The 11,273-nt window shown below is 30.3% G+C and carries 9 protein-coding genes, 1 riboswitch and 2 other annotated features; of the genes, 3 read left to right on the forward strand and 6 right to left on the reverse strand.

Annotated features, from left to right (window positions below):
* Positions 1 to 10: 10 nt before the first annotated feature.
* Positions 11 to 214, forward strand: a binding site (T-box leader).
* Positions 215 to 371: 157 nt separating this feature from the next.
* Positions 372 to 1,211 (forward strand): NAD(P)-binding domain-containing protein, encoded by an 840-nt coding sequence (locus J2Z76_RS12230; RefSeq protein WP_209512344.1) that lies wholly within the window; start codon positions 372 to 374, stop codon positions 1,209 to 1,211.
* Positions 1,212 to 1,244: 33 nt separating this feature from the next.
* On the opposite strand, the gene J2Z76_RS12235 is transcribed toward J2Z76_RS12230, so the two are convergent.
* Genes J2Z76_RS12235 through J2Z76_RS12245 form a run of 3 tightly spaced genes read right to left on the reverse strand, consistent with a single transcriptional unit; the run spans position 1,245 to position 4,028 of the window.
* Entirely contained in the window at positions 1,245 to 2,054 is an 810-nt protein-coding gene (locus J2Z76_RS12235) for an ABC transporter ATP-binding protein (RefSeq protein WP_209512345.1), read from the reverse strand.
* Between the two features lies 1 nt (position 2,055).
* Positions 2,056 to 3,078, reverse strand: a complete 1,023-nt coding sequence (locus J2Z76_RS12240; RefSeq protein ID WP_209512346.1) for a FecCD family ABC transporter permease — start codon at positions 3,076 to 3,078, stop codon at positions 2,056 to 2,058.
* A 5-nt stretch (positions 3,079 to 3,083) separates the two neighbouring features.
* Positions 3,084 to 4,028, reverse strand: coding sequence for an ABC transporter substrate-binding protein (locus J2Z76_RS12245; protein ID WP_209512347.1), 945 nt, complete (start codon positions 4,026 to 4,028; stop codon positions 3,084 to 3,086).
* A gap of 164 nt (positions 4,029 to 4,192) precedes the next feature.
* Positions 4,193 to 4,392, reverse strand: a riboswitch (cobalamin riboswitch).
* 174 nt (positions 4,393 to 4,566) lie between these two features.
* Between J2Z76_RS12245 and J2Z76_RS12250 the strand changes: the two genes are divergently transcribed.
* Positions 4,567 to 5,271 (forward strand): response regulator transcription factor, encoded by a 705-nt coding sequence (locus J2Z76_RS12250; RefSeq protein ID WP_245210444.1) that lies wholly within the window; start codon positions 4,567 to 4,569, stop codon positions 5,269 to 5,271.
* 23 nt (positions 5,272 to 5,294) lie between these two features.
* Here the strand turns inward: J2Z76_RS12250 and J2Z76_RS12255 are convergent, their stop codons facing one another.
* Positions 5,295 to 7,145 carry a sensor histidine kinase gene (locus J2Z76_RS12255; protein ID WP_209512348.1) on the reverse strand — a complete coding sequence of 617 codons (1,851 nt, stop codon included), beginning with the start codon at positions 7,143 to 7,145 and terminating at the stop codon, positions 5,295 to 5,297.
* A gap of 231 nt (positions 7,146 to 7,376) precedes the next feature.
* Here J2Z76_RS12255 and J2Z76_RS12260 point away from each other — a divergent pair, with 231 nt between their 5' ends.
* Positions 7,377 to 8,684: a YjiH family protein gene (locus J2Z76_RS12260; RefSeq protein WP_209512349.1), complete on the forward strand. Its 1,308-nt coding sequence runs from the start codon at positions 7,377 to 7,379 to the stop codon at positions 8,682 to 8,684.
* Positions 8,685 to 8,846: 162 nt separating this feature from the next.
* Here the strand turns inward: J2Z76_RS12260 and hflC are convergent, their stop codons facing one another.
* Positions 8,847 to 9,737 (reverse strand): protease modulator HflC, encoded by an 891-nt coding sequence (hflC, locus tag J2Z76_RS12265; protein WP_209512350.1) that lies wholly within the window; start codon positions 9,735 to 9,737, stop codon positions 8,847 to 8,849.
* A gap of 1 nt (position 9,738) precedes the next feature.
* Entirely contained in the window at positions 9,739 to 10,788 is a 1,050-nt protein-coding gene (gene hflK / locus J2Z76_RS12270) for an FtsH protease activity modulator HflK (protein ID WP_209512351.1), read from the reverse strand.
* A 198-nt stretch (positions 10,789 to 10,986) separates the two neighbouring features.
* Positions 10,987 to 11,193, forward strand: a binding site (T-box leader).
* Positions 11,194 to 11,273: the final 80 nt, after the last annotated feature.

Below are 11,273 nucleotides of genomic sequence, written 5' to 3' on the forward strand. Positions count from 1 at the left end.
CGTTTAATATATATTTGTTAAGAAGAGGATTAGTAAATTTATACGGTCTCAAGAGAGAAGGCAATTGGTGAGAAGCTTTCGGCCCAATGTAGATTGAACCCACCTTGGAGCATTTAGGGGTTGCAACCTAAACGGCAAAAACCGTTATTTTAATGAGATACTGTATTTTTTTAGTACAGTAATTAGAGTGGTACCGCGGATATCCGCCTCTTTATAGAGGTGGTTTTTTGTTTGCCCTAACCTCGCCTTTTCAACCGTAAGGTAGAGAAAAACGGAGGTATTTCAACCGCAATTAGTTCCGAATTTATGTGAGCGATAGCGAAAATAAATTGGTGAACGAAACTGCGAATTTAGATTAAAGAGGAGAAAAAATGAATAATAATGTAGGAATTATTGGACTTGGAAACGTTGGGTCCATGTTGTTAAACCAATTTTTAAAATTAAATTTATTAAGAGAAGAAGATGTATATATTGCAAATCGTTCAAAGGAAAAATTAAATAATTTTATTAAGGAATATCCAGCATTAAACATTTGTGAGGACAATGCTGAAATAGCAAAGAAGTGCAATAAGATTTTTGTATGTGCTGAACCAGTTAATATTCCAGCTGTAATATTAGATATGAAGCCATTTCTAAATGAAGAAAGTTATATTTTAGTGTCAACATCAATGATTTCTCATAATGATTTGAATAAAATACACAACGGAAAAATAACTATTTTTATGCCAACATTAATCTCCATGGTTAATGGTGGGGTTACACTTGCTTACCATAATGAGTTTATCACAGAAGAAGATAGCAAATTTTTTGAATATTTGATGGGAAGTATGAGCGAAGTTAAAGTATTAGAGGAAGAAGACATTAATTTAACTCAAAATCTAACCGCTAGTTTCCCAGGATTCTTTGCTGAAATAATGTCCGAATTTGTAAAAGCAGCTTCAAAACATACTAAACATATTTGTGATGAAGAACTTGAATACATGCTGTTAGTTTCACTTGCAGGAGCGCCTAGGCTGCTTCTTGAAAGAAATTTGAGTTTTGAAGATACTATAAATAGAGTATCTACAAAAGGTGGTATAACATATGAAGGCGTAAAAGTGTATAATGAAAAATTACCTGCTGTATTCGACGAAGCATTTAATGCTACAATCAAGAGGTATAAAGAGATTACAAAAAATACAAGTGATATTATTAATGAGTTGATTAAATAAAACAAATGCAATGGGGACAGTCCCCATTGCATTTTACTTAATTTTACGCAATTTAGTTACTTGACTATAAGGTTGGGATTGGAAGCTTTCCCATCTTTTTAATGAGTCAGTCATGAATCCAACAACATCCATGTCGTAAACTTTGTTTAATAAATTTGATGTAATCACTTCATCGGCTTTTCCTAAAGCAGCAGTTCTGCCATTGTCTAAAACTAATACATTGTCTGCTAACCTCATTGCCAGATTAATATCATGAAGAACACCAATTACCGTATGCCCATCTATTTTTGACCATTCCTTGAGATAATCAATTAGTTCTGCCTGGTTTTTTAAATCTAAATGATTTGTTGGTTCATCTAATAATATGATACTTGGTTCTTGAGCTAATGTTCTAGCAAGATAAACTCTTTGAAGCTGTCCACCTGATAATGTAGTGATTTGCCTGTCACGAAGTTCATACATTCCTACAGCTTTTAAACATTCAGCAGTATATAATTTGTCATTAAAAGAAGGTTCTTTTAATGCATTACCTTTCATATGAAGATATCTTCCAAGTAAAACTGTTTCAAAAACAGTATATGAGAAATAAACGGAAGATATTTGACTCATTACTGCAATTTTACTAGCAATTTCATGCCTTTTCATTTTGGAAATATTTTTACCATCTATTTGAATTGTTCCTTTGCTTGGTATCAACCCTGCTATAGCTTTAACAAGAGTAGTTTTGCCGCAGCCATTAGGACCGAGTATGCATAAGTTTTCTCCTTCTTTAACAGAAAGAGAAATGTTTGTTAATACATCAACTCCACCATAGCCGGCAGATACATTGTTTAATGTTAGCATATTACACAGCCTTCCTTCTTGAAAAATATACGTATACAAAGAATGGTGCTCCAATTAAAGCAGTGATTGATCCAACTGGGAGCTCTGATGGAGACACGATAGTACGGGCTACAAGATCCGCTATAATCATAAAAGCACCACCAAAAAGCATGGACATAGGTATTACAATTTTGTGAGATGAGCCAAATATTTTCCTCACTACATGTGGTGCAATCAAATCGATAAATCCAATAACTCCAACAAATGAAATGGCACTACCAGTTAAAGCTGCTGACAACCCAAGTAAGAGCCACTTGATTTTTTGAATATCTACACCAATAGAACGCGCTTGTTCTTCACCAAAAGTCATTATATCCAATTCTTTAGAATAACGCATTAAAAGTAATAATCCTAATAAAACAATTGGCAATAATACAAACACATTTGCCCATTCCTTTAATGCAAAACTACCCATCTGCCAAAGTGCTATCTGCTCAAGATGTTCCTTTGACATAGCTGTCATAAGTGTTAAAACGGCATTGATAAATAAAGAAAAGACCATACCTACCAATATAATTGTATTGTTTTCCATATTTTTATCAACACGTGATGTAAAACTAACTGCAAGAAATACAGTGAGCAATCCACATGTCAATCCTACTAAAGGTAGAGTAAACATCCCTAGCAATGGTATGTTAAATCCTGTTATTATTACAATTCCAGCTCCTACAGAAGCACCTGAAGACACACCAAGTGTATATGAAGAAGCCAATGGATTCTTTAATACAGATTGCATTACAGTTCCACTTACAGCTAATGCTCCTCCTACAAGAAAAGCTAAAAGAGCTCTGGGAAATCTCAAATTCCACAATATTGATACAGATGTACTGGGAATATGACTAGGCAATGGTGTAGAGAATATTTTATTTAATATTATGTTAAGTATATCCAATGGTGGTACATAAATGCTCCCAATGCCGATACCAAAGAGCAACACTATTATACACATACATATGGAAATAATTGCTTTTGCTCGTAACTTCATAATTATTAAAAATTATCTGGATAGATATATTTTGCCATCTGCTCTAATGCTTTAACAATATTATGATTAGATAAAGAACTTGCATTCTTATCTACATAATAAACATAACCATTTTTAATTGCAGTTACATTTTCCCATCCAGTACGGGATTTAATTTCATCTACGGCATTTTCAATGTAATCAACATTTGTAATTATTACATCTGGGTTTGCAGCAACAATGGCTTCATCAGATACTGCAATCCATTGTTCTTGATCTGCTAATATATTGGTAGCACCAATTATATCAATCATTTCATTTAAAAATACACCTTTACCGAAACTATATAAACTCGGTTGTGCGCTAATTTCAAAGTATATAGTCTTCTTTTCAGTAATTGTATCAGAAACTTTCTTTATTTCTGCAATTTTAGTTTTCATATTATCTACAATTTCTTGACCTTTTTGTGAAACTTGCATTGTATCTGAAATAAACATTATATCATCATAAATACCTTGAATGCTGTCACTTGATGGTATATATGCCAAGCAAATTCCCATATCTCTAATTGGTTTAAATGGATCATTACCTTTACTCATACTCATACCTGTTGCAAAAACAATGTCAGGATTTAATGCTACAAGCTTTTCAGAATCAGGTGCCATCATATCAAAACTTGGAATACCATTTGGTAAACCTGGTATATCCTCAGAATATGTATCAACTGCAATAATTTTATCCCCAAATCCTAAGTCTACTAATACTTCCGTAATAGAAGGGGACATTGATATTATAGAATTAATTTCCTTTGGAACTGTAATTTCATTTCTAGCACGGTCTTTTAATGGCAATGTTACAGTAGCTTCTATAGGGTCCGTTGTTGGTTCTATTTCTTTAGGTTGTGATGTACAACTAGTTAACAAAGATATTATTATTGATAATGCTATAGAAATTGATGTTATTTTTTTCATAGTATTCCTCCAATTGTGATATGTAATTTTGAAATAAAAAAACGTCTCGATATAGCCGAAACGTAAATAACCACAATACTTTGGAATATATTTTATTAAACGATTACCAAAGAATAATATATAAACTATCGCTTTTATCGCTGTAAAGCATAGCATTTGCGGTTTTTACGCAAATAACATTGGCAGGTTTTCCGACTTAGAGGTCTTTGCTAGTTTTATAACCTTCCCAGATATTATCCAGTGGTTTGCTTATGCGTTAAAAACTGCTCTCTCTTCACGGCAGCAGGACTGTTTAGGATTTCAACCTAATTCCCTATTATCACACTTTGTTTTTTTCGTGTGCACCAATATCGAAGATGTTAATTTAATATAAGTATATTACACCTTTAAGATGCTGTCAATGTAATTTTATGGTGTGAAAATATAATATATTGTGTTTAGTAGACACCATTATATCACAATTTTATTTGCAAATAGTAGCTACTTAAATTATAATGTTAATTAGATGTTTGAGGAATCTAAATAATGGGGTGATATATTGAATGTTTCAAAAAAAATACTTATTGTTGATGATGACAAGAGAGTTGTAAAAATGCTCGTTGAATATATGAAATTGTATGAATTTAAAACTGTTTGTGCTTATAATGGAAGAGATGCACTAGCTTTTTTTGATGAATCTGTGGATTTGGTCGTATTGGATATAAACATGGATGACATGGACGGTATAGAGGTTTGCAAAAGAATTCGGGAAAACGCTAATGTACCGATAATTATGTTAAGTGCAAATGCAACATCTTTTGATAAAATAAAGGCTTTAGGCGTTGGAGCTGATGATTATGTAGTTAAACCCTTCGACCCATTAGAGTTATTAGCAAGGATTAAGGCACATATAAGCAGAGTTGAACGTTTTAATGCATCCAAGACTATTGAAATGCCAATAGAATTTGATGATATAAGAATTTTTCGCAATGCATATAAGGTTACAAAAGGTGAAAAAGAGATAAATTTTTCAAATACAGAATTTAGGTTGCTTGTATATTTCATTGATAATGCATTTATTGCAATATCAAGACAAAAAATATTAAATGATGTGTGGCAAAGTGATTTATACGATGAAAATATAGTTAATACTTATGTAAAAAGGATAAGGATGAAACTTGAAGATGTGGGTAATGGTGAAAAATATATAAAGTCAATTCGTGGAGTGGGTTATATATTTGAAGCTGAATTCAAGTATAAATAAAGCTAGGCAAAGCCTAGCTTTATTTATACCATAGATTTGCTTATATAAAACCAAAAGGTACTTCCTTTGTTTAAAGTAGATTCGAATTGCAAAGTAGATTCATGAGATTCTAATATTAGTTTAGATACATAGAGTCCTAGTCCATAACTGTTTGGCTCAGATAAATTTGATTTATAAAACATATCAAAAATATATTCTTTATCATTTTCTTTTATTCCAACGCCATTATCCTTAATTTTAAATAAAATTTTGTTATTTTCACTTATAATTGAAATTTTTATAGTTGTATACTTATCACTGTATTTAACTGCATTGTTTACAAGATTTTGCCATACTCGTATAATCTTAACTTTATCTACATCTATAAAGTAATCATCACAGCTATATTCACCGATGAAAATTCTATCAGAATTTTCTATATAATCTTTTGCAAAATCATATAAATATTTTGAAAAATCATTAGCTGAAATTTTTTCTAACTTTAATTGCTGAATATATTGAGCTTCGTATGTAGAATCTAAAACATCATATGAAATTTGTTCCAAAGTTTCTGCACTGTTGTATATTTCTTGCAAAAATCTTGTTTTTGCATCTTCTTCAACTACTAATCCAGACAATAATCCCTTTGAATATCCTTTAATGAGAGTTAGCGAAGTTCTTATATCATGGGATAATGTTGATAGAAATTTAGAAGTTAAATAAGTTTTCATTTCTAAAGAGTTTTTAAGAAATTCTGATTTTTTAATAAGCACTTCTGCATCTTTTTCAAAAAAATTTAAATCTTTATCAACTTTACCTTTTACAGTATTAATAAATGAATCAAAATTATTGTAATTATCATAAGTATCTAAATTTGAAATTCCCTTTACGTTTACAATTGTTTTATCAATAGCATTTTCGAAAATATCATTGCTGTTTTTTGCGCTATTTATATAATTGTTAATGTGGATTATAGGAGAGGATATTTTGTTTGACATAAAAATACTAATAAAAATTGCACAACCAGATATAATTATGCCATAAAACACTACATATCCTAATAAACTAATAGATTTTGCCATTAATTCATCCTTGGGCATAATTGTAAGAAGTATCCAGTTGTTACTATTCATCTTTTTATATGAATATAAAAATCCTGCATCATAGTACCTATAGACATCATCTTTTTTGTATTCTGTATTTTTAAATCCTGTTAAAGTTTCAGAAGCTAATTTTTGTATCATGCTTGGGTCTTTGTGAGATAGTATGTAACCGTTTGAATCAATAATAACAAAATATCCCGATTCACCAATTTCATAGTCATTTACGAAATATACAAAATTTTCAGCTTTTATAGCTATTCCAAATAATCCTAAAATTATACCATCTTTACCATATATAGGATGAACAGTATTTACAATATTAGTTCTGTCAGATAGTGCAAGCAATATATCGCTAGTTGCAGTTTTTTTATAATTAAACCCATCTTGAATGTATTTTCTGCTTGACAAATCTACATACATAGCGTTTGGCATGGTGGAAGCAACTATTATTCCATCAAGATCAACGATAAATAAATCTTTATAATAGTTATTATCTAAATTCATTTTTTCCATAGTGTCTATTAAGTATCTATTGGTTTCATCAGTATCTTCTGTTTTATTAAAAAACTTATGAACATGTTCATCTCTTGAAAATGCCAAAGTTTCAACTTGAACTTTTTTTACCATTAGGTCTATTTTTTCTTGAGCTCTTAATATTTGAACTTCTGTAAATTTTGTAGATTCATTATTTAGTATGGATGCTGATTTTGAATAAATAGAAGCACACATTATAATTAATGATATGATTACAATAATACAAATGGATAAGGTAATCTTATTTTTTAGTTTCATATTTAACCCCATATATTTTAATTATATCAGACAAAGGCAACTGTCTTTGTTCATTTGTGTATTTATTATATCATAAAGGAAAGAAAAAATTAAAAAAGTTTTATGTATATTTCATATATATTTATAAACAAATGGTGAATATTAATCATAAATATCATGTAAAAACAACGTTTTCAATATGAGTGTGTTATTATATGTTTAGATATAAAAAATAGATTGTAGGAGGTAAAAATGAATTCAGAAAAACAAATAATTAGTACAAGGGACAAGTTGAAGTTTTTATTATGTAGTGCAATAGGAATATTTATGTTTTTTATAACAGTTACATTTGATGGTAAAAAGTCTATACCTTTAGACCATATTGTAACAGTATTAAAACAATCTCTAGGAGGATTAACAGCTTATATTGCTTTAGCAATAATCGTTTATGGTGGTGTTAAACCTTTCGTTAAAAAAACTTGGAACAAAAATACAGTGGAAATCGTATTTTCAGTATTTAAAGTTTTAGGTATTATAACAGGATTTATGTTTGTATTCAATCTCGGTCCAGAATTTCTATACGCACCAGATTTATTTCCGTTTTTATTTAATAAATTAGTTATACCATTGGGACTGTTAATACCCGTAGGTGCAGTGTTCCTTTCTTTTCTAATTGGTTATGGATTAATGGAATTTACAGGAGTTCTTATGCAGCCTGTAATGAGACCTATTTGGAAAACACCAGGTAGATCTGCAATAGATGCAGTTGCATCGTTTGTAGGAAGTTACTCATTAGGGTTATTAATAACAAATAGAGTATATTTGGAAGGCAAATATACTAAAAAGGAAGCAATGATTATAGCAACAGGATTTTCAACAGTATCTGCTACATTTATGATAATAGTTGCTAAAACATTAGGACTTATGGAAAATTGGAATTTATATTTCTGGTCAACATTAATTATTACATTTATAGTTACTGCTATTACAGTGCGTATATATCCAATTAGCAAAAAAAGTGACGAATATGTTACAGAAAGTGGAGATCCAGAAGTAATAGTAAAAGAAAATCGTTTAAATGTTGCTTGGAATGAAGCCATGAGGGTATCTCGTAATTCAGGAAGTATTATGAATAATATATGGATTAACTTGAAAGACGGTATCAACATGGTAAGCAACATATTACCTACTATAATGTCTATTGGTTTATTAGGTTTGTTGCTAGCTACTTATACACCAATATTCGATATTATAGGATATATATTCTATCCATTTACAGCTCTTATGCAATTACCAGAGGCAATGCTTACAGCAAAAGCCTTAGCAGTAGGAATAGCAGAAATGTTCTTGCCAGCGGGAATTATAGCAAATGCTCCAATACTTTCAAAGTATGTAGTAGGAGTATGTTCAGTATCATCGATACTATTTTTCTCAGCATCAATTCCTTGTATATTATCAACAGAAATACCTGTATCAATTAAGGAATTAGTTATTATCTGGGTTGAAAGAACTATATTATCAATAATATTAGCAGCAATTGTAGGAATGATAATATTCTAGCAATATAAATATTTTCAAAATAAAATGCGTTGGTTTCAACGCATTTTTGTTATTTATAGCAGTAGTGATATAAAATTTAACTATTTTACAAATTTAGTAATTGCATCAAAAAAGGACAGTCCATAAAATTGTGACTGTCCATAAAATATGAAATTAGAGTTTCTAATTTCTGTTCAATACTTTAACTATAAAGCTATCTGCTGGCAGAAATATAGTCTTTTCACCTTGCATAGTTACTTTTAAAGCTTCTAAACTTCTTATAAATTCATAGTAATTTTCTCTATCTTCAGTGGAATAAGCATCTGCTATTATTTTCATATATTCGCTTTCGCCTTGCCCTTTTAACTCTTCTGCTGTTGCTTCTGCTTTTGAAAGGAGTATTCCAACTTCTTTATCAGTTTCGTTCACAACTTTGCTTGCTTCTAAATTACCGTCTGCTCTATAGCTTTCCGCCATTTGAGTTCTTTCTGATATCATTCTGCTAAATACGGCAGATTCATTATCAGTAGGCAAGTCCAATCTTTTAATTTCAACGGCTAATGTAGATATTCCATAATTTTTTAACTGTGCATTAACTATCTCTGTTATTTTTATATTTATGTCATCTATTGAACCGTTATCTGAATTAATTATATCGGTTTGATCCATTGTTCCTAGTGTGTTTTTTACAGTGTTGTATACTACTGCATCTATTCTGTTTTCCATTTCTGAAATTCTGCTTACAGTTTTCATGAATGTATAAGGATCATCAATTCTCCACACTGCAAAGTTATCTACCACTAAAGTTTTCTTATCTCCTGTTAGCACTTCTGATGGAGGTATGTCGTACATCATTCTGTAACGAGGTATTTTTTCAACTTTATCCAGGATAGGCAATTTGAAATGTAAACCTGCCGTATTTTGAATTTTAACAAATTTTGAAAACCTTGTAACATAAGCATATTCATTTTCATTTACTAAGTATGCTGTATTCGATAAGGTAACTACTAACAAAATTAATATTAATATTTTAAGAAAACTTCCCACAACACCTGATTTTTGAACTTTTTCCATGTTAATTTTCACCTCCGTTGTTTATTGAAGGTTCAGTAAAGCTCTTTAATGGAAGCATTTTTTCTACTCCGCCTTCTGTTGAATCAATATATACAGTTACACCTGGTAAAATTTCTTCGATTGTTTCTAAATACATTCTTGTTTGAGTTATATTTTTATTTTTTGCATATTCTGTATACATAGCATTAAACTTTGCTACTTCACCCTTAGCTGCATTTATTCTTGATTCTCTAAACGATTCAGCTTCTCTTACCAATTTGTCTGCTTGACTTTCTGCTGCTGGAAGAGTTTTATTTTTGTAGGCTAATGCTTCATTTATTCTCGTTTCCTTTTCCTGTTTTGCTGTCTCAACATTTTTAAATGCTGCTATAACTTCAGCTGTAGGAGGTTCGCTGTCCTGAATTTTCACATCTAATAATTGTACACCTAAATCATAATTTTCTAGTTTAGTTACTATTTTTTCCTTTATTTCAGCTTGAATTATAGATTTTTCTGTTGTTAATACTCCATCTACATTTTTAGAACCAATTATACTTCTTGCTGATGATTGTGATATCATTTTAAGAATTTGAGATGGCTCATCGGAATTATATAAGAATTTTACAGGATCAGATATTTTCCATTCAATAAAGAAGTCAATATTTACGATGTTAAAGTCACCTGTAATCATCTTTGCTTCATCTGCTACTGATTTTGATTCTTTATAACTTTCGTTTTCATTAGAGCTTGCATATCCTATTTGTAATTTTTGTGTTTTGTTTACAGCAACTTTTGTTACATTTTGTATAGGGTAAGGTAGTTTGAAATGCAACCCTGCAGGTTCTACACTAGATACTTTACCAAGCGTTGTTACTACTGCTTGTTCCGTTTCTTCTACTGTATACTGACAAGACATTGCAATGTATGCAGCAATAATAATAACTGGGAATAATAATGCTACTTTAAAATTCCTGTGCTTTTTTGGTGTGGTTTCATCTGGGTCTTGACTTTTAAAATTATTGTTTTGTTTAATCGTACTCAACAATTTGTAGATTAAATTTCTAATTGTCATCATATCTCCTTCAATAAGTTATTTAAATTTTTTAATTAACTATAACATTTCAATTATACCACATAATACTAATGATACCAAGAAGTTATCCAAATTACCCCTAAGATAATTTTTAGGTTTTATTTAATTGCAAAAATATATTGACAAAGTTGTAGAATTTTATTATTATAATGTATAATTAACAATTAACGAAATAATTTTTATGTGATGAAAAAGAGGAGTAAATACAAGAACTTTTTAGAGAATGAAATTCGTAGGCTGAGAGATTTCATGAGTCAAATTGTATTGAAGGTAGCTTTTGAGCATTTAATCCGAAATAACAGTAGGGTTAAACGGTTTATACCGTTATATAAATAAGAGCCGTAATGGAAATTAGGTGGTACCGCGGGTTTTCTCGTCCTTTTAAGGGAGAAAGCTCGCTTTTTGTATGCCCTAACCCCATTTTTCAGAGTCTTTTTTCTGAAAAATGGTTGGTAGGTCAACCG

It is taken from the genome of Sedimentibacter acidaminivorans (assembly GCF_017873955.1).
Classification (GTDB): Bacteria; Bacillota; Clostridia; order Tissierellales; family Sedimentibacteraceae; genus Sedimentibacter; species Sedimentibacter acidaminivorans.

Excerpts from the sequence above, each read along its gene's own strand:
- J2Z76_RS12230 (WP_209512344.1), top strand. The coding sequence starts at position 372 with ATGAATAATAATGTAGGAATTATTGGACTTGGAAACGTTGGGTCCATG.
- J2Z76_RS12235 (WP_209512345.1), bottom strand. The coding sequence starts at position 2,054 with ATGCTAACATTAAACAATGTATCTGCCGGCTATGGTGGAGTTGATGTA.
- J2Z76_RS12240 (WP_209512346.1), bottom strand. The coding sequence starts at position 3,078 with ATGAAGTTACGAGCAAAAGCAATTATTTCCATATGTATGTGTATAATA.
- J2Z76_RS12245 (WP_209512347.1), bottom strand. The coding sequence starts at position 4,028 with ATGAAAAAAATAACATCAATTTCTATAGCATTATCAATAATAATATCT.
- J2Z76_RS12255 (WP_209512348.1), bottom strand. The coding sequence starts at position 7,145 with ATGAAACTAAAAAATAAGATTACCTTATCCATTTGTATTATTGTAATC.
- J2Z76_RS12260 (WP_209512349.1), top strand. The coding sequence starts at position 7,377 with ATGAATTCAGAAAAACAAATAATTAGTACAAGGGACAAGTTGAAGTTT.
- hflC (WP_209512350.1), bottom strand. The coding sequence starts at position 9,737 with ATGGAAAAAGTTCAAAAATCAGGTGTTGTGGGAAGTTTTCTTAAAATA.
- hflK (WP_209512351.1), bottom strand. The coding sequence starts at position 10,788 with ATGACAATTAGAAATTTAATCTACAAATTGTTGAGTACGATTAAACAA.